The sequence below is a fragment of the Bradyrhizobium sp. P3_C3 genome, assembly GCF_056402655.1.
In genome coordinates this window covers 92,848-117,500 of sequence record NZ_JBFUGY010000011.1, presented here as the reverse complement: position 1 = coordinate 117,500, position 24,653 = coordinate 92,848, and the positions used below count along the sequence as shown (strand labels likewise).

Sequence of the window (24,653 nt, the reverse complement as noted above, 5' to 3'; positions counted from 1 at the left end):
CCCGCGCCTCACGCGCCGTTCAGGAATTGAAGCGGGTCAACCGGGCTCGATCCTTTACGGATCTCGAAGTGGAGCTGCGGCGACGCCACCTCCCCGGATTGACCCGACTTGGCAATGACCTGACCGCGCTTGATGGTATCGCCGCGCTTCACCATCAGCTCACTCGCATGGGCATATGCGGTGACGTAGCCGTTGGAGTGCCGAACCAGGACCAGATTGCCGTAACCTTTGAGCTCGTTGCCTGAATAGGCGACGACGCCGTCTTCTGCCGCCTTGACCGGCGTACCCTCGGGCACCGCGAGATTGATGCCGTCATTGGACTTGCCATTGGTCTTGGCGCCGTAGCTCGTGACCACCTTGCCGCGCACCGGCCAGCGGAAGGTCGGCAGCGCGCTCGTGGTCTCCGCAGCTTTCGCCGGAGCCTCCGCGGCCTTCTCTTCGACATTGGCCGTGGCCTGGGCCAGACGCGCGCTTTGCACGGGTGCGGCGACAGCAGCCATCTTGGTGGCGGGTGCGGGAGCAACCGCAACGGGCTGCAGCGTGCCCGCGACAGGGGCCGCAGCAACCGGCACCGCGAGGGCAGCGGTCTTGGCACCCGGCACGGTCAGCCTAGTGCCGAGCTTGAGCTTGGCCGACGGATCGAGGCCGTTGGCACGGGCAAGCTCAGCCGACGAGATGTGGTTCTTGCGGGCAATGCTGGCGAGCGTGTCGCCGTGGTTGACGAAGTGCGTGCTCGGCGGCGCGGCGACAGCTGCAACCGGCTTCGCAGCTGGTGCCATCGCGGGAGCCGCCGCGACAGGAGCCATCGCCGGTGCGGGCGCAGCCGCTGTGGCCGGATGCGGGATGATCAATTGCTGGCCGGGCGAGAGCGCGCGCGGGCCCTTGTAGCCGTTGGCGGCGAGGATCGCCTGCGGCGTGACGCGATAGCGCTTGGCGAGCACGTCGAGCGTGTCGCTGGTGCCGACGATGATCTTGGTCCCGCCGGCCGGCTGGGCGGCCGCGACCGAGCGCGGCGGCACGGTGGCCGTGGTCTCAAGATGCGGCTGTGCCGGGGGCGCGTAGGAGCTGACGCCGCGACCGCCTCCGGACACCCCGCCACCCGCCGCAACCGGATAGGATTGCGGCGCGGAGACCGCCGGCGGCGGCAAGGGCTGCGACTGATAATAACCGGGCTGCGTCTGCGGCCGCGAATATTGCGGCAGCTCACGCTGCGGCGGCGGTGCCTGCTGCACCGAGCCGGTCTGCTCAGACGCGAAAGGATTGGAGAAATTCGACTGGGACAGCCGCGACTGCATGTCGGCGCTGCACCCTGCGAAGCTGAACGAGATCAGCGCCAAGACCGCAACCTGCGGCACGCGGCGCGAGTAAAGCAACTCGGCGACTACAGACATGGTTACTCACTCGTACGCAACAGAACTGGTCTTTTAAGTAAACACGTCGCGAGTAAATAACGGCTTAACCCTCCCAATAAGATGTTGGCGGCACAGCCGATCCGGAAATCTACAGCTCCCGCGCCACCCCGGGCAGCGCCGGCACAAAGCGGACCTCGACGAGTTCCTTGCGCTCGATCCCGGCTTCGGTCCGGCTGAAGCGGACCAGCGTCTGCACACCATGGTGCGGGCCGATGGGTGCGATCAGGATGCCGCCGACCTCCAGCCGCTCGACCAGGTTCTCCGGAAGCTGCTCCATCGCGGCGGTCACGATGATGCGGTCGAACGGGCCGATATTGGCCGGCAGGTTGAGGCCGTCGCCGAGCATCACCTCGACATTGTGACAGTTTAGCTTTTCGAGCCGGGCGCGTGCCGCCTCCGCGAGCTTGCGGTAGCGCTCCACGGTCAGCACCTGGCCCGCGAGCCGAGACAGCACGGCGGCCTGATAGCCCGAGCCGGCGCCGATCTCGAGCACGCGGTGCTTCTTCTGGAGCTGCAGCTGCTCGGTCATGTAGGCGACGACGAAGGGCTGGCTGATGGTCTGCCCGCAGGCGATCGGCAGCGCGCTGTCACGATAGGCGGCGTCGCGATCGGTCTCCTCGACGAACAGATCGCGCGGCACCTCCTCCATGGTCCGCAGCACCGCCTGATCGCTGATGCCCCGCCGCCTCAGCGAGAGCTGAAACATCATCTTTTCCGGCGGGTGCTGATCGGAGGTCATCGCTGCTTATCGTCTCGTCGGGTCCGGGGCCACTTGTCTCGTTAAGACCCGGGGCAGGAATCCTGTTCCTACCCAGGAACCCATGATAGCCGTTCGGGCGCGGTATTGGACCATAAATCGGCTTGCAACGGGTTGGCTGCAAAGACCATTTTCAGGTGTCCGCTCGCCGAAACGCGCATTGCGTCGATTCGCGTTATCTGCGAACGTTTTCCGCAAATGGGCAAGGACTCAACGACTATGACCGCGACCGGACCTTCGGGCCGCTCTGTATTCCTCGTCGAGGACGAGGTGATGATCAGGATGATGGTCGCGGATATGCTCGAAGAGCTCGGCTACAAGGTGGCTGCCGAGGCCGGTGACATCACCGAGGCCCTGCGGCTCGCCCAGGCGACCGAGTTCGACATCGCCATCCTCGACGTCAACGTCAACGGCAAGGTCATCTCTCCGGTCGCCGATGTCATCAGGGCGAAGGGCTGCCCGTTCATCTTCGCCACCGGCTACGGCTCCTCCGGCCTGCCCGAGCAGTACCGCGACCGGCCGGCCCTGCAGAAGCCGTTCCAGCTCGACGCGCTCGGCAAGACCATCGAAGCCGCCCTTCGCGGCGGCTAGCGATTACTTCAGCGTCGCGCTCAGCGCTTCGGAAAACGCCTCATTGGTGCGGTCGAGCCGGAGCGGCGTGACGGAGACATAGCGCTCGCGCAGCGCCGCCAGATCGGTGCCTTCGGCAGGCGTATCCATCATCGCGGCGCGCTCGAAGCCGATCCAGAAATAGGGATTGTTGCGGCCGTCCCTGCGCTCGTCGATCCTGAGGAAGCCGAGATTGCGCTTGCCCTGGCGGGTGACGCGAATGCCCAGCACCTCTTCCGGCGTACAGGCCGGGAAATTGACGTTGATGACGGTGTCCTTCGGGATGCCGGCGGCGATCACCTTGCGCAGGATGTCGGGTCCGAATTTGAGCGCGGTGTCCCAAAGCGGCCGCTCGCGCGTCTCGACGCTGAACTCCTGCGACAGGGCGAAAGACGGCAGCCCCAGGATGGTGCCCTCCAGCGCGCCGGCGATGGTGCCGGAATAGACCACGTCCTCGGCGACGTTGCGGCCCTTGTTGACGCCGGACAGTACGAGGTCCGGTGGCTTGGTGCCGAGGATATGGCGGGCCCCCATGATGACGCAGTCGGTCGGCGTGCCGCGCACCGCGAAGTGATTTGGTCCGACCTCGCGCAGGCGCAGCGGATCGTTCAGCGAGAGCGAATGCGACACGCCGGACTGATCGAGCTCGGGCGCCACGACCCACACGTCGTCGGACAATGCGCGTGCGATCTCCTCCACGACCTTGAGGCCGGGGGCGTGAATGCCGTCGTCATTGGTGCAGAGGATGCGCATGTTAAAAATCGTTCCTGAAGCGGGTCTGAGCCGTCTTATCCGGCCGGGGCCGATCAGGCAAACCGGCCGACAGGGTCCAGGGGCGGGTTCCCAGCCTGGTCCTGCTACCTGCGGATGCGCCATTGCGGCAGGAAGCGTGCGAGCCTGCCTTCCGCGCGCAGCTTCATCGCCGGCACCACCAGGCTCACGACGGGAGCCTCGGTCACCCCTAGCGCCTCCAATTGCGCGAGGATCGGGTCCGGCTCCGGCGTTTGCGGAAAGCGTTCGCGCGCCACCGTCAGCGCCTTGTCGAAATCCGCAGCATTCACGCCGGGCTTGGCCCGCCGGCTGCACACGAGATCGTCATCCCAGAGCCGCGCGATCGCGATGTCGAGCACACCACGCAGACGCTGATCGACAGCCTGGATACCGGCACCTGTCACCGCCCATTGTCTGCCGACCCAGAAGATGTCGCGGTGCAAGGCCATGAACAGTGAGTTCGCATTGTCGGGTGGCCGGCAGAATAACCAGCCGCCCGATCATCGCAACCAAACGTTTCTGCGTGACAGGGCGGGCAACACGCCCTGGACTCCCGTTCCGATAGAATCGGAACGGGAGTCCAGATTTTTATCTCGTTTGACGTGTTTTCTTGACGCGAACCGGTATCGACTTCGCTCGAAAACGCGCTACTCGCGCGCGACCACCTTCAGCCCGCCCATATAGGGCTGGAGCACGTCGGGGACTGCGATCGAGCCGTCCTCCTGTTGATAAGTCTCCATCACGGCGATCAGCGCGCGGCCGAGCGCGGTGCCGGAGCCGTTCAGCGTGTGCACGAATCGTGGCTTGCCGTCCGGACCGCGCGAGCGGGCGTCCATGCGACGGGCCTGGAAGTCACCGCAGACCGAGCAGCTCGAGATCTCGCGGAACGCGCCGCCCTCACCCTGCCCGGGCATCCAGACCTCGATGTCATAGGTTTTTTGCGACGAAAAGCCCATGTCTCCGGTGCACAGCGTCATCACGCGGTAATGCAGATCGAGCCGGCGCAGCACTTCCTCGGCGCATGCCAGCATCCGCTCATGCTCGTCCTTGCTGGTCTCCGGCGTCGTGATCGACACCAGCTCGACCTTGGTGAACTGGTGCTGGCGGATCATGCCTCGGGTATCACGTCCTGCGGCGCCCGCCTCCGCGCGAAAGCACGGCGTCAGCGCAGTCAAGCGCATCGGCAGCTGCTTCTCATCGAGGATGGATTCGCGAACGAGGTTGGTAAGCGCCACCTCCGCTGTCGGAATGATGCCGAGACGCTCCGTCCGCAGCCGCTCCAGATCGGGTGCGGCGAGCAATTCGCCCTTGATCGCCCAGAACTGGTCATCCTCGAATTTCGGCAATTGTCCCGTGCCGAACATGATCTCGTTGCGGACCAGCAGCGGCGGATTGATCTCGGTATAGCCGTGCTCGTCGATGTGCAGATTCAGCATGAACTGGCCGAGCGCGCGTTCGAGCCGCGCCAGCCCCTTCTTCAGCACGACGAAGCGCGCGCCGGAGAGCTTTGCCGCCGTCTCGAAATCCATGTCACCGAGCGCGCCGCCGAGATCATCATGGGGTTTGGGCGCAAACGCGTAGTTGCGTCGGTTGCCGAAGACATGGCGTTGCACATTGCCGTGCTCGTCGACGCCGTCGGGCACTTCGCCGAGCGGCAGATTGGGGATCGCCGACAGCGCCGTGGCAAGCTCCTCGTCGGCGGCTTTCGCAACGGCTTCGAGCTGCGGCATCGTGGTCTTGAGCTCGGCGACCTCCGCCATGAGCTTGGCGGCGCGCGCGTCATCCTTCGCCTTCTTGGCGTCGCCGATCTCCTTGGAGGCCGCATTGCGCCGCGCCTGCGCCTGCTCCGAGGCCAGGATCGCCGCCCGCCGCTTCTCGTCGATCGCGAGCAGCGACGCCGACAACGGCTTCAGGCCACGCCTGGCGAGGCCGGCGTCGAAGGCTTGCGGATTGTCGCGGATCGATTTGATGTCGTGCATGGCGGTGGTCCTGGATCAGCGCGTAAACCTACAACGGCAAACGTTGTACGTCAGCGCGTTCCCCCTAGCACAGCTGTCATCGCCCGCGAAAGCGGGCGATCCAGTATTCCAGAGGCGCCCGTGAGATTCTCCGAGAGGCTGCGGCGTACTGGATTCCCCGCCTTCGCGGGGAATGACACCGGTGGACGTGGCGCCCTACTCTGCCGGATTGGCCGGCGTCGACACGTCGGTGCCGGTGGCGGCCTTCGACGCCGCCGCCTTCTTCTCCACCATACCGACCGCGATGATCGAGCCCTCGTAGAGCAGGAGCAGGGGAATCGCCAGCGAGCACTGGCTCAGCACGTCGGGCGGCGTCAGAACGGCCGCGATGACGAAGGCGATGACGATGAAATAGCGGCGCTTCTCGCGCAGCATTTTCGAGGTGACGATCCCGATGCGGCCGAGCAGCGTCAGGATCACCGGAAGCTGGAAAGCGATGCCGAAGGCGAAGATCAGCGACATCATCAGCGACAGATATTCTCCGACCTTGGGCAGCAGCTGGATCTGCGCAGTCTCGTCGCTGCCGGCCTGCTGCATGCCGAGCGAGAAGCGGACCAGCATCGGCAGCACCACGAAATAGACCAGCGCCGCGCCGAGCACGAAGAAGAACGGGGTCGCGACCAGATACGGCAGGAAGGCCTGCTTCTCGTGCTTGTAGAGTCCGGGCGCGACGAACTTGTAGATCTGCGTCGCGACGATCGGGAACGAAATGAAGCCGGCGCCGAACAACGCGAGCTTGAGCTGGGTGATGAAATATTCCAGCAGCGCCGTGTAGATGAACTTCGAATTCTCGGGACCCGCGACCCACACGAACGGCCAGACCAGCACGTTGTAGATCTGCTTGGCGAAGAAGAAGCAGAAGATGAAGGCCACGCCGAAGCCAAGCAGCGCCTTGATCAGCCGCGACCGCAGCTCGATCAGGTGGTCCATCAGAGGGGCTTTGCTGGCCTCGATATCGGCGTCGCTCATGACGCTTTGACGTCCTTGATCGCCTCGGGTGGCGCAGTGTCTTGCATAACCTGAGCCTGCTCGACCTCACGGGTGATCGCGAGCGGTTCGCTCGCAGCCGCATGCGCCTCGGCTTCCACGAAGGTCTCGGGCGTCGGCGCTTCCGGCGTGGTCGGTGTCGCCAGCGTTTCGCTTGAAATCGCCAGCGCTTCACTTGAAGTCGCTTCGACGGCGGTGGTCGTGGTGGTCTCGGCCGGCTTGTCCAGCGCATCGACGCGGAGCGCGTCGCTGACATCCTTCTGGAGCGAGGTCATTAGATTGTTGCCGGCAAAGCCGGAAGCGGCTTCCTTGACCTCGTCAAAGCTCTTCTTGAGGTCGGCCATTTCGGCCTCGCGCATCGCTTCCTGGAACTGGCCCTGGAATTCGGCAGCCATCTTGCGGGCCTTGCCCATCCACTGCCCGACCATGCGCAGAACGCCCGGCAGCTCTTTCGGGCCGATGGCAACCAGGGCCACGACCCCGATCAGGACCAGTTCACTCCACCCGATGTCGAACATGAGGTCTTCCGTTCACGCCAGCCGAGACCGGCCCAATCCTTCGCGCTTAGGATCGGCGCCGTCACCCGCGTCTCGCGTACGCTTACTCAGACGGCCTTGCTGCCGACGTCGGACCGGGCCGCGGTCGGCGGCGCGGCGGCGTGCTCGATCGACTTGGCCGGCTCGGGCTTGTCGGCGACCTTGTCGTCGTCCTGCATGCCCTTCTTGAAGGCCTTGATGCCCTGGGCCACGTCGCCCATCAGATCCGAAATCTTGCCGCGGCCGAACAGCAGCAGGACGACTGCGATCACCAGGATCCAGTGCCAAATGCTAAGCGAACCCATCCTGCAACCCTCCAAACACACCTGGCCGGGGACCCGGCCGATCTTCCCGGAAACCTAGGCTCGGCAGGCCTCAAAAACAAGGACCAAGGCAGCGCCAATTCGCTGTTGGCGCTACGTAATCTTGGCAGTGTTAACTGGTCGCAGGGAGCCTCTAAACGGCCGGGACGTCAGTCCTCGCTGCCACCCTCGCCGCCCTCATTGCCGCCTTCCGGCGCCTCGGGCTCGACCGCGGGCGCCAGCGCCAGATCCAGGTCCTCGCCCGGTTCCAACGGATCCTCGTCCTCGCGCAGCTGCGGATCATCCGAGGGGGTCGGCACGCTGAATCCGGTCGGCAGGCGCGAATCCAGCAGGCCTGTGCCCTTCAGCTCCTCCAGGCCCGGCAGATCGCCAAGCTGTTCCAGGGTGAACTGCGACAGGAAGTCCTCGGTGGTTCCGAAGGTCAAGGGGCGGCCGGGCGTCTTGCGACGACCGCGCGGCTTGATCCAGCCGGTCTCCAGCAGCACGTCGAGCGTGCCCTTCGAGGTGACGACGCCGCGGATCTCTTCGATCTCGGCGCGCGTCACCGGCTGGTGATAGGCGATGATCGCCAGCACCTCGATCGCGGCGCGCGACAGGCGGCGGGTCTCGGTGCTCTCCCGCGTCATCAGCCAGGCGAGATCGCCGGCGGTACGGAAGGTCCATTTGTTGGCGACGCGCACGAGATTGACGCCGCGCAAGGCATAGTCGGCCTGGAGCTGTTCGAGCGCAGCCTTGACGTCGACGCCATCAGGCATGCGCTTGGCCAGCGTCGCGGTGTCCAGCGGTTCATTCGAAGCAAACAGCAGCGCTTCCAGCAGCCGCAGCTCTTCAGGACGTGCCTGGGACTCGTTCTCCATCGGCTCGGCCTCTTCTACCCGCACTTCAGCCAGGCTTGCCATGGTAGCTTCTCCTTCTTGCACTTAACCGACCGGCGCATCAGGCGCAGGAGCTGCGTCCACGACCGGTTTCGGGCGCCCCTTCCGGAAATAGATGGGCGCGAACGCCTCTTTCTGGTTCAACTCGAGCTGACCTTCACGCACCAGTTCGAGCGCAGCCGCAAAGCTCGAGGCGAGCACCGTCGCGCGCTGCGTCGGATCGGCAACGTGCCGGAGCAGAAAGTCGTCGAGAACGCCCCAGTCGTCCTGTTCGCTGATGCTGCCGACAAGCCGCTCCAGCGTGGCGCGCGCCTCAGCGAGCGACCACACCGTGCGCTTGGCCAGATGCACGCTCGCCAGCACGCGCGACTGGCGCTGCGCGGCATAGGCGGTGAGCAGATCGTACAGCGTCGCGGTGTATTTCGGGTGCTTGATCTCCGCGATCTGCTCGGGCTCGCCGCGCGGGAAGATGTCGCGCAGCAATTGCTGCCTGTTCATCAGCCGGTTGGCGGCTTCGCGAATGGCTTCCAGCCGGCGCAGGCGGTTGGCGAGCGCGGTCGCCATCTCTTCTGCGCTCGGGCCTTCCGCACTGGGCGGCTCCGGCAGCAGCAGGCGCGACTTCAGGAAGGCAAGCCAGGCCGCCATCACGAGATAATCGGCGGCAAGCTCCAGCCGGATCTTTCGCGCGGCTTCGATGAAGTGGAGGTACTGGTCGGCCAGCGCCAGGATCGAGATCTTGGCGAGATCGACCTTCTGCTGCCGCGCCAGCGCGAGCAACAGGTCGAGCGGGCCCTCATAGCCCTCGACGTCCACAACCAACGCCGGCTCACCCTCGGCGAGCTCTGCAGGCCGCCCGGTTTCAAACGATAGGATTTCTGCGGTCATGCGGATGCCGTGTTTGCCCGTGCGATCAATGCGTCCAGTTCGGCGCGTGCGGCCGCCCGGTCGAACGGCTGCGGTACCCTGCGCGACGCAAGTGCGGCCTTCGCCCGCGCCAGCGCCGTGCCGGACAGCTCAGGTGTCTGGCCGGCGACCTCGCGCATCTCCTCGATGTTGCCGTTGCAATGCAGGGCCATGTCGCAGCCAGCCGCGAAGATGGCGCGGGTCCGTTCGGCGATATTCCCCGACAGCGCGTTCATCGACACGTCATCACTCATTAACAAACCCTGGAACCCGATCACGCCGCGAATCACCTGAGTGATCATTGTCGCAGAAGTCGTCGCCGGATGGGCGGGGTCGACCGCGCTAAACACAACATGTGCAGTCATGGCCATCGGCAGGTCGGCCAGTGGCTTGAATGCCGCAAAGTCGGTCCGGTCGAGTTCGTCCCTCGGAGCATCGACCGTCGGCAGCTTAAAATGGGTGTCGGCGGTGGCGCGTCCATGTCCGGGAATGTGCTTCAGAACCGGCAGCACGCCGCCCTGCTCTAGGCCCTCGGTGACCGCGCGCGCGATCGCGGCAACCTTGCCCGGCTCAGTGCCGTAAGCCCTGTTCCCAATGACGGCGTCGGCACCCGGCACCGGCACGTCAGCCAGCGGCAGGCAATCCACGGTAATGCCGAGATCGGCGAGATCAGACGCGATCAGCCGGGCGCTGAGGCGCGCAGCCGTCAATCCAAGTACCGAATCAGCGTCGTACAAGGTCGAGAAAATCGCGCCCGGCGGATAGACCGGCCAGTGCGGCGGGCCCAGCCGCTGCACCCGGCCCCCCTCCTGGTCGATCAGGACAGGCGCGTCAGCTGCGCCCGCAGCCGCCCGCAATTCCTCAACCAGCGCAGCAACTTGAGCCGGCGCCTCGACATTGCGCTTGAAGAGGATGAAGCCCCATGGGCGTTCGGCACGGATAAACTCCCGCTCGGCGGCGGTTAGTTCCGTTCCGGATACACCGGTAATGAAGGCCCGCGTGCTCATAACGGCCGATTAACCCTGCCCCGCGAGGGGGTCAAGGAAACGGCCGTTAATTCCTCTGGACGAAGCAGGCGGACAGGCCAGCGGACTTCAGGCTGTTGCAAGCCTGCGTCGCTTCCTCGGCCGAACCATAGGGTCCGGCGAAAGCGCGATAGACGACACCTTTGCCCTTGTCGGTCAGATCGACCCGCTTGATCACCGGCGAGCGCGATCCGAGCACGCTGCCATATTTGCTCTGAAGCACCCGGTAGGACGCGGCCGCGCTGTCCTCGCTCTGCTGCGAGGAGACCTGCACGACGTAGCCGCCACCACCATTGCTGGCGGGCGTGATTTGCGTCGGGTTGGTCGCAGCCATCCGCTGCGGCACCTCCGCAACCGGCGTCGATTGCGGCGCAAGCGAGAGCGGCTGGTTGGCACTGGCATTGGCCGAAGTCGGCGGATTGCGCGGCGCAGGCGGTGCGGCGGGCGCGGCAACGGGCTTCGGCGCGGCTGACGTCGGCTTGGCGGCCGCGGATTGCGGCGCGGTGCTATCGGTCTGATCGCCCCTCACGGCCACAGTCCTGATCGCGCGTGGCGTGTTGGCCGGCAGCGTTCCGTTGCTCGGGATTGGACCCGCGCTTGGCGGCGGGATCGTGGACGGCGAGACGCTCGCCACCGTTGGCGGGTTCGCGTTCTGATTCAGCGGCGGGAACACCACGCGCGGACCGCCCGCCTTGGCAGCGACGTCGACAGGAGCCTCTTCACGCGGCACGATCTTCTCGGAGCCATCGCCGCTCGCCATGCGATCCGGCACCTTCGCCGAGGAGTCGGTCGGCGCCGGCACGATCTTGGTTGGCGTGTTGTCCGCCTTGATGATCGGCGGCTCGCCGCTGCGGGGCGAACCGACATAGGTCTTGTAGGCGAAGGCCGCGCCAGTGCCGACCACGGCAAGCGCGAGGATCGCTGCGACCGTCATCATGCCGCCGCGCGGCTTCTTCGGCTCGTCGAGATCGGCCTCGGGATAGTCGCTCTGGAACGCGTAAGGATCGTCTGGATAGGCGGGGTCGCGCTGATAATCCTGCTCGCCGCCCTCCAGCCGTCCATAGAGCGCGTCGTCGTAGCGTGCCGGATCGGGCGGCTGATGCGGCTCCTGATAGGCTTGCTCCTGGTAAGCCTGATCATGCTGCTGGTGAGCGCGGCCCTGATGGGCCTGATCCTGATAGGCCTGCGCTTGATGGGCCTGATCCTGGTAAGCGTGGTCCTGATAGGCCTGCGGCTGATGGAAATCAGGCTCGGGCGCGGTCGGCTGGGCTGAATAGCGGTGCAATGGATGAACCGGGTTCACAGAAACGGGATAGTCGGGCTGCTCGGGCGCGGGCTGCGGCTGCACGTTGGCGCGCCGCATCCATGAGGGCGGCCCGGGCGGAGCCGGCGGCGCCTGCTCGGCATAATCCTGCCGATAGTCGTCCTGCGGATAGTCGTGGTCCTGATAGCTCTGCGTTGGCGGTGCCGGCGGCTGAGCGCTCGGCCGTCCCTGCGCTGCGAATGGATCGGTCTGTCCGATCAGGCGGGCGAGTTCGGCCAAGGGATCGTTGTCCGCCTTCCCATGCTGATCGCCACCGCGACCATAGCCATCGGAAGGAAACGTTCTGTCCTGATATCGTTCGGCCATCGTGATGATGCGTCCCTTCGGGAAAGCCGCGCGCCCCTCGACCAAGGCGCGGCTTTCGACCCACAAGGCATTCAACCAAGTCTAAGCGGTCCGGCTTCTGCCGGTTACCCCCAAAATTCCCCTTAAGTAGTTCGCCCCAAACTACCGCATCTCGTCCGGAGCATGGACGCCGAGGATGGCGAGGCCCGATGCCAGGACAGAGACGACGCCCTGGACCATGGCCAGTCGCGCCTTTGTAAGATCTGCATCATTATTGATAATGAAGCGTAAATAGGGCAAATCGCGCCCCTTCGTCCAAAGTGCGTGAAATTCGCTCGCTAAGTCATAGAGATAGAAGGCAATTCGGTGCGGCTCATGGGCTGCGGCGGCGGCCTCCAGCATGCGCGGAAAAATTGCGAGGCGCTTGAGCAGCTCGAGCTCGACCGGGTCCGATAGTCGTTCCACCGCCGACTCGCCGAGCCACGCGATGCGCTTGCCGGTATCCTCAGGCAGTTCCGGGAACACTTCGGCCCGGGCGTTGCGGAAGATCGAGTGGCCGCGGGCGTGGCCGTACTGGACGTAGAATACCGGGTTGTCGCGCGACTGCTCCATGACCTTGGCGAGGTCGAAGTCGAGCACCGCATCGTTCTTGCGGTAGAGCATCATGAAGCGGACGGCGTCCTGGCCGACCTCATCCACCACTTCGCGCAAGGTGACGAAGTCCCCGCTCCGCTTCGACATTTTCACCGGCTCGCCGTTGCGCAGCAACTTCACGAGTTGGACGATCTTGACGTCGAGCGCGCCCTTGCCTGATGTCGTCGCCTTCACCGCCGCCTGCATGCGCTTGATGTAGCCGCCATGGTCGGCGCCCCACACGTCGATCATCTCGGCAAAGCCGCGATCGAACTTGTTCTTGTGGTAGGCGATATCCGAGGCGAAGTAGGTGTAGGAATTGTCCGACTTGATCAGCGGACGATCGACATCGTCGCCGTAAGCGGTCGCCTTGAACAGGAGCTGCTCGCGGTCTTCCCAATCCTCGACCGGCGCGCCCTTCGGCGGCGGCAGGCGGCCTTCATAGATGTCGCCCTTGGCCTTCAGGAAGTCGATGGTCTCGGCGACCTTGTTGTTGCCGGTCTCGATCAGCGAGCGCTCCGAGAAAAACACGTCGTGGCGGATGTTGAGGGCGGCGAGATCGTCCTTGATCTCGTCCATCATCATCGCGATTGCCTTGGCGCGCACCGTCGGCAGCCACTCGGCCTCGCTCATCGCGAGCAGCTTGTCGCCGTGCTCCTTCGCCAGCGCCGCGCCCACCGGCTTCAGATAGTCGCCGGGATACAGCCCTTCCGGGATCGCGCCGATGTTTTCGCCAAGTGCCTCGCGGTACCGCAGGAAGGCAGAACGCGCGAGCACGTCGACCTGGGCGCCGGCATCGTTGATGTAGTATTCGCGGGTGACGTCGTGGCCGCCGAACTGGAGCAGGCTTGCGAGCGCGTCGCCAAACACGGCGCCGCGGCAATGGCCAACATGCATCGGTCCGGTCGGGTTCGCCGAGACGTATTCGACATTGACTTTGGAGCCACCGCGGACACGGCCGTAGTCAGCCCCCTCGCGCAGCACCGTCCGCAGCGCCTCGGCCCAGGCGGTCGGCTTCAGCGTCAAATTGATGAAGCCGGGGCCGGCGACGTCGACCTTGGCAATCAGCGCGTCGGCACGGAGCCGCTCGGCGATCTGCTCGGCGAGGTCGCGGGGCTTTGCCTTTGCCTCTTTCGCAAGCACCATGGCGGCGTTGGTCGCCATGTCGCCATGGGAGGCGTCGCGCGGCGGCTCGACCACCACGCGCGAGAAATCGATACCCTCGGGCCAGTTGGCGTCCGCTGCGAGCGCGCGGCAGGCGGCGTGCACGCGTGCGAGCACGTCGGCGAACAGGTGCAGTGCTGAGGATGTGTCGGGCATGGCCGCCGCCTAACGCAAATCCGGGGTCGAGTCAAAGAGCCGCTGGTGCTCGGTCAGGGCGAAACGGTCGGTCATTCCGGCAATGAAATTGCCGATCCGGCGGGCCCGGTCGCCCTCATTGTCCGCCTCCGCCCCCAGCAGCCATTCCGGTGGCAGCTCTCCGGGCGATGTCAGGTATTTTGCGAACAGGTCGAACAGGATCTGTTCCGCCTCCCCCATCACCCGCATCACCCGCTTGTGGCGGTACATGTGCTGATAGAGAAAGCGCTTGATGGCGGCCTCCTCCTCGGCAACCGCCGCCGGGAACGTGACCAGCGCCCGGCTCTGCCGGCGCACGTCCTGGGCCGACTGCGGTTTCACGGCGGCGAGGTTCTTCTGCGCCTCCGAATACACCGCACMGATCAGGTGTGAGATCAGCTCGCGCACCAGCTCGGCGCCGCGCCGGACGTCTTCGAGATCGGGATAATGCGCTGAGGTCTCGGCGATGATCTCCGCGGTCAGCGGCATCACCTTGAGATCATCGAGATGGAACAGGCCGGCGCGCAGACCGTCATCGATGTCGTGGGCGTCATAGGCGATGTCGTCGGCGATCGCGGCGACCTGCGCCTCCAGCGAGGCGAAGCTCCACAATTCAAGATCGTAGGTCTTGATGTAGTCGGCGATGCCGACCGGAATGCCATGCTCGCGATAGGGCCCGACCGGCGTGCCGCTGCGATCCGTCAGCGGGCCGTTGTGCTTGACGATGCCCTCCAGCGACTCCCAGGTCAGGTTGAGACCGTCGAACTCCGGATAGCGGTGCTCGAGCGACGCGACGACCCGCAAGGTCTGGGCGTTGTGGTCGAAGCCGCCAAAATCCTTCAGGCAGGCATCCAGCGCCCGCTCGCCGGCGTGCCCGAACGGCGGATGGCCGAGATCATGAGCCAGCGCCAACGTTTCCGTGAGGTCCTCGTCCAACCCGAGCTGCCGGGCTAGGGCGCGAGCGATCTGCGCCACCTCCAGCGAATGGGTCAGYCGGGTGCGGTAGTGGTCGCCCTCGTGGAACACGAAGACCTGGGTCTTGTACTTCAGGCGGCGGAACGCGGTGGAGTGGATCACCCGGTCGCAATCCCGCCGGAACGGGCTGCGGGTCCGGCTCGGCGGCTCCACGACCAGCCGGCCGCGGCTGCGGTCGGGGTCGCAGGCATAGGGCGCACGGGGGGCTGCCATTCCGACGGACACGACGAATTTAGTCCCTATCCATTTGATTCTGCGTATGCTTGCACTTAACTATGCCGGACGCGGGATACCAAATGAATTGGGCAAGTGAAGTTGGTATGACCGCGGGACTATCGGAGATGAACTATGACGACTGACGTGACCATCAGTGACCGCGCCGCACGCCGGATTGGGGAGATCCTCAAGGGCGAAGGTTCTGGCGCGATGCTGCGCATCTCCGTCGAGGGCGGCGGCTGCTCGGGCTTCCAGTACAAGTTCGACATCGACCGCGACCGCACCGACGACGATCTTGTGATCGAGCAGGAGAATGCGGTCGTGCTGGTCGATTCCGCCTCCCAGCCGTTCCTGGCGGGCTCGCAGGTCGATTTTGTCGACGATCTGATCGGCGCCTCGTTCCGCGTCAACAATCCCAATGCGACGGCGTCCTGCGGCTGCGGGACCAGCTTCTCGATCTAGCCCGACTTAAAATCTGAAAAACAACCCCATGCAAAGTAGCCGGGAGCCGGCGCGATGCATTTCGGACTTTACGAAAACTGTTTGACGCGTCGGGCAAATCAGGGGTAAGTTGCGATCATCGCGAGGTCCCCAAGGGGGCTCGGCGGGTCCGATACAGTCTGACGCCGAAGCGGCCCCTGTCCAATCATTCTAGAAAGCTTAAATCTCGTCAGCGGCGCCAATAGCGGTATTAAATTATCCAATGCGCATTATTGATCGTCTGTTCTCTTGCCTCGCTCTATTCCTTGCAATCGCAGCCGTCCCGGTGCTTCCCGCGCGCGCGGCCGAAACCTGCCCGTTCATCAGCGCCCAGGAGCTCGCCCGCGCGATGCCGGCGCTCAAATGGTCACTGATTTCAAATCAGGACGGCCGCGGCTGCATCTACCAGGGCGGGCGCGGCGACACGATGATGTTGACCGTGTTCCGCAATCCCGACAAGGACCGCGCCAGGGAATTGTACGCGACCTTCGTCAAGACGCTTGGTGAGCGCATGCCGCTGAACGCGGTCGCGGGGATCGGCGACGAAGGCCAGGGCGGAACGAGCGCCGCCGGCGCGGAACGCCAGGAAGCCTCGGTCGTCGCCTTGTCCGGCGATTACATTCTGCAGATCAGCGTCTATCCGATCGGCCGCCGTGCCGACGACGCGCTGCTCGGACCGCTCACAGATGCCGCGCGCGTTGCCATCGCCAACGTGAGCAAGAGCAGCGAGCGGTTTGGCAATTGCGAGTGGCTCACGGCCGCCGATGCCGAGGGCTTTCTCGACAAGAGCACGCTGACGGTCCAGCGGACCGGCGCCGGCAGCTGCATGATGTTCGATCGCGAGGCCAATACCATGACCGTCGCGGTGATCGCGATCTCGCACGACACGGTCATCAGCATGATGAAGCGCTCGGGCCCGTGCAAACATTTGGCGATACCCGAGCTCGGCAGTGAAGCGTTCGGCGAGCATTCCTGCACCAAGGGCAACGGTAACGCCGTCAACATCTATGTCTGGAAGAACGGCAGGCAGGCTTCGATCCTGTTCGCGCCGGTCAAGCCGCATCCCGAGTCCGGCTCGGTCGAGCGCCTGAAGGCGGTCGCCGGGCGCGTCTATGGAAAACTGTAGCGGCGCCGCGTTACATTGCCGGCGCACGCGCCAGTAGCTCAGCGGGACCAGCTTCTCGATCTGACCGGCTAGACGCCGGTCATCTGCCTTTCCTCGTCCGTCCACGCGACGTCGATCGGCGTCAGCTCCGGCTGAAGCGGCGCGTCCTCCGACATCGTGTGGCCGTCGAGCGCGCGCAGCAAGGCGGCGGCGAGCGCGGGCTTACGCAGCGGCTTTGCCAAAAAATCCGACATGCCGGCCTCGCGGCAGATCTTGACGTCCTCGGGGAAGGCGTTGGCGGTCAGCGCGACGATCGGCAAGGCTTCGAAACGCCCGCCCTGCGCGCGGATCGCCCGCGTCGCGGCAAGGCCGTCCATGTCCGGCATGCGCACGTCCATCAGCACGACATCGTAGTCGCTCTCCGAGGCAGCCTCGACCGCCTGGACGCCGTCGGTGACGACGCGCAGCTCGACCTCGAACGCCCCCAACATCTTGGTCACGACCATGCGGTTGACGGCATCGTCCTCGGCCACCAGCACCTTCAGCGGCCGGTCGAGCCCTGCGATCCGTGCCTTCAGCTCGTCGGCTTCATCGCTGCCCGCCGCCTGGTCGGAGACCTGCGCCTGGCTCCAGGGCAGCACCAGCGTGAAGCGGAAGGTCGAGCCCTCGCCCGGCGTCGAGGTGACGCCGATGGTGCCGCCCATCTGCTCGATGATGCGTCGGGAGATCGCAAGCCCAAGCCCGGTGCCGCCAAAGCGGCGGCTGATCGAGGCGTCGGCCTGCGCGAAGTCGGAGAACAACTCCCCGAGCTTCTCGGGCGCGATGCCGATGCCGCTGTCGGTCACGGTCCATTCGACGGTCGCAAGCAGATCGCGGCGCGCCTGGCAGGTGGCCTTGATCGTCACCTCGCCTTCGTCGGTGAACTTTACCGCGTTGGAGGCGAGGTTGAGCAGCACCTGCCGGATCCGCGCGACATCACCGCGCAGCGTCGGCGGCAGGTTCGGATCGAGCTCGACCTTGACGGCGAGCCCCTTGCTCTTGGCGCCTGCGCGCACGACGGTCGCAACCGTCTCGACCAGCGCCTGCGGCGCAAAGTCGATCGCCTCGAACGCGAAGCGTCCGGCCTCGAGCTTGGACAGGTCGAGGATATCGTTGAGGATGCGCTGGAGATTGTCGCCGGACTCGCGGATCGAGGTGACGGCCTCGTGCTGCTCCGGATCGAGCTTGGTTTCCAGCAGCATGCTGGCAAGCCCGAGCACACCGTTCATGGGCGTGCGGATCTCGTGGCTCATCACCGCGAGGAAGTCGGACTTCGCGCGGCTCTCGGCCTCCGCCTTTTCCGCGCGCCAGCGCTCGGTGACGTCGCGGCCGAAGCCGCGATAGCCGAGAAACTGGCCGTCGCGGTCGTAGGCCGGCTTCGCGGTCAGCGACCACAGCCGCGCCTCGCCGCCGGCGACGACCTTGAGGTTCATCTCGTGCAGCGGCTCGCTCTGCTCCATCAGGCCGACGACGTTGTAGGCTGCGCTCTTGTCGTCGGGACAGAGCATGTCGAGCACGTCGACGAAATGCGAGCCCTTCAGCAGCGGAAGCGGAAGCTGCGCCACTTCGGCGAAGCGTTGGGGCACGTCGACGAGATGCCCTTCGGCGTCGGTCTGCCACAACCAGTCGCTGGCGTTCTCCTGAAAGTCCTTCAGCAGCAGCGAGATGATCTCGGTCTGACGTTCGAGCTCGAGCCGGGCCTTGAGATTGCCGAGGAACAGATTGCCCTGCGAGACGATGTTGCGCGCCATGAAGAACGCAAACAGCAGCAGGAACACCGCGGTCAGCAGATACGGGCCGGTGCCGCACAGGAACAGCGCGCCGGCGCAGGCCATCGTCACGGTCGCGAGATAGACGAGGCCCGCGCGCGGGAAGGTCGACAGCGTGAAGGCGCCGCCGGACATCATGCCGACCATCAGGCAGGCCAGGATGAGCTGACTGGTCGGCTCGACCCGGCTGAACAGGGCGAGCGGCAGCGTGCCCCAGATCGCCGCGAGGAAGAACGCCTGCCGCAGCATCTGCCGCGCGGCGCGCGGTGACGCTTCCTGCGGCGGGTTTTGATGCGACCGCCGCCACGCGCGCACGGCAAGCGAAGCGGTGACGGCGAGGGTCATGCCCCAGATTGCGAGGAAATCGTTCCAGCCCCTGCCCCAGAACAGGATCAGCACGATGGCGACGTTGAGCATGGTGACAGCCATGGTCACCGGGATCGCGCGCATCACCGCGTCGATCTGCTTGGCGCGGATGCGGCGCAGCTCGCGCTCGCTGAGATTGGCAGTCAGGCCGTCCTCGATCTCGAAGCCACCGAGCCAGTACAGGAACGCGCCGATCAGGCCGTCGCGCGGCTCAGCTTGCTTCATGGATTTGTCCGGCCATCCCATTCGAAAAACCTTTTCGGTATCAATGGCCCGAGCCCGGCTTAAGCCGGGTTAATTTTGTGGGAGATTTTGCGGCGTCCTTGACGGGCGCGTTTGCAGTTTGTTCTAACCATGACCCCTGCCCGGAGCCCCACCAATGCCCATCAGAGTTGCTACCTGGAACGTGAACTCGGTCCGGCAGCGGATCGACCTGCTGCTGACCTGGCTGAAGGAATGCCAGCCGGACATCGTCTGCCTCCAGGAGATCAAATGCGTCGACGAGGCCTTCCCGCGGCTGGAGATCGAGGCGCTGGGCTACAACGTGGTCACCCACGGTCAGAAGACCTTCAACGGCGTCGCTTTGCTTTCGAAGCTCCGCTTCGACGAGACCAAGTCGGGCCTCGCCGGCGACGACGAGGACGCCCATGCCCGCTTCCTCGAGGGCGTGGTCACGCTCAAGCACGGGGTGCTGCGCATCGCCTGCCTCTATCTGCCCAATGGCAATCCGGTTGGGACCGAGAAATATCCCTACAAGCTCAAATGGATGTCGCGGCTTCTTGAGTATTCGAGGGAGCGCCTCAAGGCCGAGGAGCCGCTGATCCTCGCAGGCGACTTCAACGTCATCCCGCATGCCCGCGATGTCCATAATCCCGCCGCCTGGACCGAGGACGCCCTGTTCAAGGCCGAGACGCGGGAGAGCTTTCAGTCCCTGCTGGGCCTCGGCCTCACCGACGCCCTGCGCGCGGTCACCGACGAGCCCGGGCTCTACACCTTCTGGGACTACCAGGCCGGCGCCTGGCAGAAGAACCATGGCTTGAGGATCGACCATCTGCTGCTGTCGCCGCAGGCCAGCGACCGGCTCGCCAATGTCGGCATCGACAGCTATGTGCGGGCCTGGGAGAAGCCGTCGGACCACGTGCCGGTTTGGGCGGATCTGGATCTGGAGGCGGCTTGAGCAGATGCCTGGAGGCGCTGGATGGCGCCGGCGGACTGCGCTTTGCGCAGCCGCGGGCTAATAACCTACCCGGCGGGGGTACCTACTACCGGCGGCCCTGAACGCCCTGCACCCACTGTTCCAGCATTTGCAGGCACATGGCGCGGTCGTCGTCCGAGGCCTTGGCGAAAGCGCGGTTGTAGCTTTCCTTGATCCAGGTTTCCTCGATACCGGCGCTGTCACGCGCCAGCGTCAGCCACATCAGGCCACGCGCGGCCTGCCGCGGCAGGCGGTCGCCATTGAACAGCATCTGGCCGAGCAGCGCCTGCGCCTCGTGCTGGCCCTTCTGGGCGGCAAGGCCGAGCCAGCGCGCGCCATAGCGGAAATCCTCGCGCGAGGCGTCCGGGGTCTTCAGATACAGCCGGGCGAGATCGTACTGCGCATCCGCATTGCCGAAATAGGAGGCCGCATAGGAGAACATCTCCCGCGCCCGGTCCGGATCCGACTTGATCTTCGAGTTCGGGATACCGCTCAGATAGTAGCGGCCGAGCGCGACGAAGGCGTTGGCCACGACCTGCGCCTGCGGCGCCGACGGGCTGTCCTCGGCATGCGCATTGGCGATGCGGCTGAAATATTCGAAGGCGCGCACATCGTCCTGGGCGACGCCGTCGCCATCGGCATACATGCGGCCGAGCTTGAACTGAGCGCCGGGATGACCGCCTTCGGCGGCATATTGCAGGGCGCTGAGCGAGGTTTCCTGGGGCGTGGTCGCCGGTGCCGCCACCTTGCTGCGCACGGCACCCGCGGCGCCCGGCAAGGTGGTCACGACCGGGAGGGCCGCATCCTTGCTGGCCGAGCCGTCAAAGGCGAGCGCCGGCGCGGCCAGCGCACCGACCCCCAACACAAACGCAACTATGGCACGCCTAGATGTCCGCATAGCACTGTTTCTCGTGCGCGCCGCCCGGATGGGTCACTGCCCCACCGACCGCTGGTCCAACCTGCTGAGCATACTTCCAGAGCGCACCCGACGTGTGGTTAGTCGCGCGAGCGCTCCATTTGGTCTTGCGCTGGGCGAGCTCTTGGTCGCTCAATTTTACGTTAAGGGTACCTGCGACCGCGTCGATCTCGATGATGTCGCCATCCTCGAGCAGCCCGATCGGGCCGCCGATGGCGGCTTCCGGCCCGACATGGCCAATGCAGAAGCCGCGGGTGGCGCCGGAGAAGCGGCCGTCGGTGATGAGCGCGATCTTGCCGCCCATGCCCTGGCCGGTCAGCGCCGCGGTGGTCTGGAGCATTTCCCGCATGCCGGGACCGCCCTTGGGGCCCTCGTAGCGGATCACGATGACTTCGCCTTCCCTGTAGGTGCGGTTCTGGACGGCCTCGAAGGCGTCCTCCTCCCGGTCGAAGCATCGCGCCGGACCGGTGAACCTCAGGTTAGACATTCCCGCGACTTTCACGATCGCACCTTCTGGCGCCAGATTGCCCTTCAGACCAACCACACCACCGGTGACGGTGATCGGCTTGTCTGCCGGGTGCACCACATCCTGGTGCGGATTCCATTTAACGCTTTTGAGGTTTTCGGCGATCGTTCGACCGGTGACCGTAATGCAGTCGCCGTGGAGAAATCCGTTGTCGAGCAGCGTCTTCATCAGAAGCGGTATGCCACCTACTTCAAACATGTCTTTGGCGACATAACGGCCACCCGGCTTCAAATCCGCGACATATGGTGTCTTTTTGAAGATTTCGGCGACGTCGAACAGGTCGAACTTGATGCCGCACTCATGCGCGATTGCCGGCAGGTGCAGTGCAGCATTGGTCGAGCCGCCGGACGCCGCGACCACGGCGGCGGCGTTCTCAAGCGCCTTCCGTGTGACGATGTCGCGCGGCCGGAGGTTGGAGGCAATCAGGTCCATGACCTTCTCGCCCGCGGTCATGCAGAAAGCGTCGCGGATTTCATACGGTGCCGGGGCGCCGGCCGAGTACGGCAGCGCCAGGCCAATCGCCTCGGAGACGGTCGCCATGGTGTTGGCGGTGAACTGCGCGCCGCAGGCGCCCGCCGAGGGGCAGGCCACGCGCTCGATCTCGTCGAGGTCCTCGTCCGACATGGCGCCGACCGAATGCTTGCCGACCGCCTCGAACATGTCCTGCACGGTGACCTGCTGTCCGCGGAAATTGCCGGGCAGGATCGAGCCGCCGTAGATGAAGATCGAGGGCACGTTGAGACGGACCATCGCCATCATCATGCCCGGCAGCGACTTGTCGCAACCGGCAAGGCCCACGAGCGCATCATAGGCGTGGCCGCGCACGGTCAGCTCGACGGAATCGGCGATGCACTCGCGCGACGGCAGCGACGAGCGCATGCCGTCATGGCCCATGGCGATGCCGTCGGTGACGGTGATGGTGCAGAATTCACGGGGGGTGCCGCCGGCCGACGCGACGCCCTTCTTCACCGCCTGGGCCTGGCGCATCAGGGAGATGTTGCAGGGGGCGGCCTCGTTCCAGCAGGAGGCGACGCCGACGAAGGGCTGGTGGATCTGCTCGGTGGTCAGACCCATGGCGTAGAAATAGGACCGGTGCGGCGCGCGCGTCGGGCCTTCCGTCACGTGACGGCTCGGCAGCCTCTGCTTGATGTCGGTCTTTGCGTCCATCGCAAACCAGTTTCCCCGGCCAACCCTTTCAGACCCGAAAAATCAGAGCCAAGATTTGAATCGACCTTGGGATTTCCCGTCCTTCGAAGACCGCCGATGCCCTTCAAACTTTAGAGCGATTTTATTCATGTTCGGGTGTGGCTAAAAAGCGGCGCTGATGCGAACGGACGGAGAAAAGGGTTTAATCCAAGATGAGTGTTGCAGGGACAGCACAATCGTTACCGGGAAGACACGGGTTGGCTTACTGCGATACCCTCGTGATTATGACAATGCTCAACTTGAGATTTCAAATCTGTTCCGGCGCGCCCCAGCGCGGGTCTCAGGAACGGAGTGTGCCTCACCTGAGTCGCGGCGGCCCGCAGTACCAACCCCGTCCTGAGGCGGGAGTGATGAGCGCGAAGCGCCCAGTTCAATCCGTCAGGTCGAGCCGCATGAACTGGTTGTGCGGGCTTGCCTCATAGTCGGCGAACGGCGCGCAGGAGACGAAACCGGCGCTGCGGTAGAGCGAGATGGCGGGCGCGTGCAGGGCTGCCGTGCCGGTCTCCAGGCTGAGGTGCACGTAACCCCGCCTGCGGGCCTCAGTAATGATATGACTCAGCAGTGCGCGCCCTACCCCGGTGCCCCGTGCAGCGGGAGCGGCACGCATCGACTTCACCTCGCCATGCGTATGATCCAGCTCCTTCAGAGCACCGAATCCGAGCAGGATATCGTCCTGCCAAGCCGTCCAGAAGGTCACGGTGGCAGCCGAAAGGCCGGTGGCATCGAGAGCGAACGCGCGCTCGGCCATGACGCTGCGCAGCTCCTCGAGATGATGCGCCAACAAGTCGGCGACATAGGGCGCCGTCGGATCGTCTCGTCGGATCTCCACCTCATCCCCCTGCTGTCGCACGCGTGCCACCGTTTAAGCACAGGTGACACGCCCGCGGCATAGCCATGATCGGTGCTATTCCCAAGTTAGCGCACCACCATTCTGGTATTCGATGACGCGGGTCTCGAAGAAGTTCTTCTCCTTCTTCAGGTCCATCGCCTCAGACATCCACGGGAACGGATTTTCGACCTCGGCAAACACCGGTGCGAGCCCGATCTGGGCGCAGCGCCGGTTGGCGATGAAGTGCATGTACTGCTCGCACAGCGCGGCATTCAGCCCGAGGAAGCCGCGCGGCATCGTGTCCCGTCCGTAGGCGGCCTCCAATTCGGCTGCGTCGCGGATCATGCCGCGGATCTCGTCCTGGAACGCTGCCGTCCACAGATGCGAGTTCTCGATCTTGATCTGGTTGATCACGTCGATACCGAAGTTGAGATGGATACTCTCGTCGCGCAGGATGTATTGATACTGCTCGGCGATGCCGACCATCTTGTTGCGGCGGCCAAGCGACAGGATCTGCGCAAAGCCGGTGTAGAACCACATCCCCTCGAACACGACATAGAAGGCGACGAGATCGCGCAGGAAGGCGCGGTCGCTATCCGGCGTCCCCGTCAGGAACGATGGATCGTCCAGGTGCTGCGTGTGCTTGAGCGCCCAGGCCGCCTTGTCCGTGATCGACGGCACCTCGCGGTACATGTTGAACAGCTCGCCCTCGTCGAGGCCGAGGCTTTCGACGATATACTGGAAGGTGTGGGTGTGCACCGCCTCCTCGAAGGCCTGCCGAAGGAGGTACTGCCTGCACTCCGGATTGGTGAGGTGACGGTAGATCGCCAGCACGATGTTGTTGGCGACCAGCGATTCAGAGGCTGCGAAGAAGCCGAGATTGCGCTTGATCGCGCGCCGCTCGTCCTCGGTCAGCCCGTCCCGCGACTTCCATAGCGCGATGTCGGCCTGCATCGAAACTTCGGTCGGCATCCAGTGATTGTTGCAGCCTGAGAGATACTTCTCCCAGGCCCATTTGTACTTCAGCGGAAGCAGCTGGTTGACGTCGGCGCGGCAGTTGATCATCCGCTTGTCGTCGACGGAGACGCGGCCGCCGGCGCGATCGATCGCACCTAAGCCGGTCGGGTCGGCCGGCTCGAGCTTGAGCTGGGTCTGCGGACGCAGTGCGGTGGCGAGACTTGAGGCGGCCGGAGCGGCTGCTGTGGTTTCGGTATCGGACCAGTCGAGCATCGTCA

The 24,653-nt window shown here is 64.9% G+C and carries 23 protein-coding genes; 4 read left to right on the top strand and 19 right to left on the bottom strand.

The window, feature by feature from the left end; all coding sequences use genetic code 11:
* Positions 1-8 precede the first annotated feature (8 nt).
* Both AC1DW2_RS14885 and AC1DW2_RS14880 read right to left on the bottom strand, forming a co-directional pair.
* Positions 9-1,391 carry a LysM peptidoglycan-binding domain-containing M23 family metallopeptidase gene (locus tag AC1DW2_RS14885; protein WP_166341931.1) on the bottom strand — a complete coding sequence of 461 codons (1,383 nt, stop codon included), beginning with the start codon at positions 1,389-1,391 and terminating at the stop codon, positions 9-11.
* A 109-nt stretch (positions 1,392-1,500) separates the two neighbouring features.
* On the bottom strand, positions 1,501-2,151 hold the full coding sequence (locus AC1DW2_RS14880; protein ID WP_028152470.1) for a protein-L-isoaspartate(D-aspartate) O-methyltransferase: 651 nt from the start codon (positions 2,149-2,151) through the stop codon (positions 1,501-1,503).
* Between the two features lie 237 nt (positions 2,152-2,388).
* Here AC1DW2_RS14880 and AC1DW2_RS14875 point away from each other — a divergent pair, with 237 nt between their 5' ends.
* On the top strand, positions 2,389-2,760 hold the full coding sequence (locus AC1DW2_RS14875) for a response regulator (RefSeq protein ID WP_028152469.1): 372 nt from the start codon (positions 2,389-2,391) through the stop codon (positions 2,758-2,760).
* Positions 2,761-2,763: 3 nt separating this feature from the next.
* On the opposite strand, the gene surE is transcribed toward AC1DW2_RS14875, so the two are convergent.
* The 12 genes from surE to AC1DW2_RS14815 all read right to left on the bottom strand — a co-directional run bounded on the left by surE (position 2,764) and on the right by AC1DW2_RS14815 (position 14,996).
* The gene (gene surE, locus AC1DW2_RS14870) at positions 2,764-3,531 is read right to left on the bottom strand and encodes a 5'/3'-nucleotidase SurE (RefSeq protein ID WP_085404650.1); all 768 of its coding nucleotides are present in this window, start codon (positions 3,529-3,531) and stop codon (positions 2,764-2,766) included.
* Between the two features lie 104 nt (positions 3,532-3,635).
* Positions 3,636-3,998 carry a hypothetical protein gene (locus AC1DW2_RS14865; protein WP_477006431.1) on the bottom strand — a complete coding sequence of 121 codons (363 nt, stop codon included), beginning with the start codon at positions 3,996-3,998 and terminating at the stop codon, positions 3,636-3,638.
* Positions 3,999-4,196: 198 nt separating this feature from the next.
* Positions 4,197-5,528 (bottom strand): serine--tRNA ligase, encoded by a 1,332-nt coding sequence (gene serS / locus AC1DW2_RS14860; RefSeq protein ID WP_063983114.1) that lies wholly within the window; start codon positions 5,526-5,528, stop codon positions 4,197-4,199.
* A gap of 195 nt (positions 5,529-5,723) precedes the next feature.
* Complete coding sequence (gene tatC / locus AC1DW2_RS14855) at positions 5,724-6,536, bottom strand: twin-arginine translocase subunit TatC (protein ID WP_063983113.1); 813 nt, start codon at positions 6,534-6,536, stop codon at positions 5,724-5,726.
* Positions 6,533-7,072: a Sec-independent protein translocase protein TatB gene (gene tatB / locus AC1DW2_RS14850; protein WP_477006430.1), complete on the bottom strand. Its 540-nt coding sequence runs from the start codon at positions 7,070-7,072 to the stop codon at positions 6,533-6,535. Before tatB ends, tatC begins: the two co-directional genes overlap by 4 nt.
* An 86-nt stretch (positions 7,073-7,158) precedes the next feature.
* Positions 7,159-7,395, bottom strand: coding sequence for a twin-arginine translocase TatA/TatE family subunit (locus AC1DW2_RS14845; protein ID WP_028156107.1), 237 nt, complete (start codon positions 7,393-7,395; stop codon positions 7,159-7,161).
* 167 nt (positions 7,396-7,562) lie between these two features.
* Positions 7,563-8,312, bottom strand: coding sequence for an SMC-Scp complex subunit ScpB (gene scpB / locus AC1DW2_RS14840; RefSeq protein WP_477006429.1), 750 nt, complete (start codon positions 8,310-8,312; stop codon positions 7,563-7,565).
* A gap of 21 nt (positions 8,313-8,333) precedes the next feature.
* A complete protein-coding gene (locus AC1DW2_RS14835; RefSeq protein ID WP_063983110.1) occupies positions 8,334-9,173 on the bottom strand; it encodes a segregation and condensation protein A in 840 nt (279 codons plus the stop codon).
* The gene (nagZ, locus tag AC1DW2_RS14830) at positions 9,170-10,198 is read right to left on the bottom strand and encodes a beta-N-acetylhexosaminidase (RefSeq protein ID WP_477006428.1); all 1,029 of its coding nucleotides are present in this window, start codon (positions 10,196-10,198) and stop codon (positions 9,170-9,172) included. The genes AC1DW2_RS14835 and nagZ overlap by 4 nt, the downstream gene beginning before the upstream one ends.
* Before the next feature lie 46 nt (positions 10,199-10,244).
* The gene (locus AC1DW2_RS14825) at positions 10,245-11,846 is read right to left on the bottom strand and encodes an SPOR domain-containing protein (protein WP_477006475.1); all 1,602 of its coding nucleotides are present in this window, start codon (positions 11,844-11,846) and stop codon (positions 10,245-10,247) included.
* 141 nt (positions 11,847-11,987) lie between these two features.
* Positions 11,988-13,778: an arginine--tRNA ligase gene (argS, locus tag AC1DW2_RS14820; RefSeq protein ID WP_208087025.1), complete on the bottom strand. Its 1,791-nt coding sequence runs from the start codon at positions 13,776-13,778 to the stop codon at positions 11,988-11,990.
* Between the two features lie 9 nt (positions 13,779-13,787).
* Positions 13,788-14,996: a deoxyguanosinetriphosphate triphosphohydrolase gene (locus AC1DW2_RS14815; protein WP_477006427.1), complete on the bottom strand. Its 1,209-nt coding sequence runs from the start codon at positions 14,994-14,996 to the stop codon at positions 13,788-13,790.
* A 123-nt stretch (positions 14,997-15,119) separates the two neighbouring features.
* Here AC1DW2_RS14815 and erpA point away from each other — a divergent pair, with 123 nt between their 5' ends.
* Together erpA and AC1DW2_RS14805 are read left to right on the top strand one after the other, a co-directional pair.
* Entirely contained in the window at positions 15,120-15,449 is a 330-nt protein-coding gene (gene erpA, locus AC1DW2_RS14810; RefSeq protein ID WP_014495044.1) for an iron-sulfur cluster insertion protein ErpA, read from the top strand.
* Positions 15,450-15,690: 241 nt separating this feature from the next.
* A complete protein-coding gene (locus tag AC1DW2_RS14805) occupies positions 15,691-16,593 on the top strand; it encodes a hypothetical protein (RefSeq protein WP_477006426.1) in 903 nt (300 codons plus the stop codon).
* A 68-nt stretch (positions 16,594-16,661) separates the two neighbouring features.
* Here AC1DW2_RS14805 and AC1DW2_RS14800 read toward each other — a convergent pair whose 3' ends face one another.
* Positions 16,662-18,992 (bottom strand): hybrid sensor histidine kinase/response regulator, encoded by a 2,331-nt coding sequence (locus AC1DW2_RS14800; protein ID WP_477006425.1) that lies wholly within the window; start codon positions 18,990-18,992, stop codon positions 16,662-16,664.
* 133 nt (positions 18,993-19,125) lie between these two features.
* Here AC1DW2_RS14800 and xth point away from each other — a divergent pair, with 133 nt between their 5' ends.
* On the top strand, positions 19,126-19,923 hold the full coding sequence (xth, locus tag AC1DW2_RS14795; protein ID WP_014495040.1) for an exodeoxyribonuclease III: 798 nt from the start codon (positions 19,126-19,128) through the stop codon (positions 19,921-19,923).
* Positions 19,924-20,008: 85 nt separating this feature from the next.
* Here xth and AC1DW2_RS14790 read toward each other — a convergent pair whose 3' ends face one another.
* The 4 genes from AC1DW2_RS14790 to AC1DW2_RS14775 form a co-directional block, all read right to left on the bottom strand.
* A complete protein-coding gene (locus tag AC1DW2_RS14790) occupies positions 20,009-20,839 on the bottom strand; it encodes a tetratricopeptide repeat protein (RefSeq protein ID WP_071913596.1) in 831 nt (276 codons plus the stop codon).
* Positions 20,826-22,550, bottom strand: a complete 1,725-nt coding sequence (gene ilvD, locus AC1DW2_RS14785) for a dihydroxy-acid dehydratase (protein ID WP_038976266.1) — start codon at positions 22,548-22,550, stop codon at positions 20,826-20,828. The genes AC1DW2_RS14790 and ilvD overlap by 14 nt, the downstream gene beginning before the upstream one ends.
* Positions 22,551-22,959: 409 nt before the next feature.
* Positions 22,960-23,418, bottom strand: a complete 459-nt coding sequence (locus AC1DW2_RS14780) for a GNAT family N-acetyltransferase (RefSeq protein ID WP_477006424.1) — start codon at positions 23,416-23,418, stop codon at positions 22,960-22,962.
* Between the two features lie 75 nt (positions 23,419-23,493).
* Positions 23,494-24,648, bottom strand: a complete 1,155-nt coding sequence (locus tag AC1DW2_RS14775) for a ribonucleotide-diphosphate reductase subunit beta (protein WP_477006423.1) — start codon at positions 24,646-24,648, stop codon at positions 23,494-23,496.
* Positions 24,649-24,653: the final 5 nt, after the last annotated feature.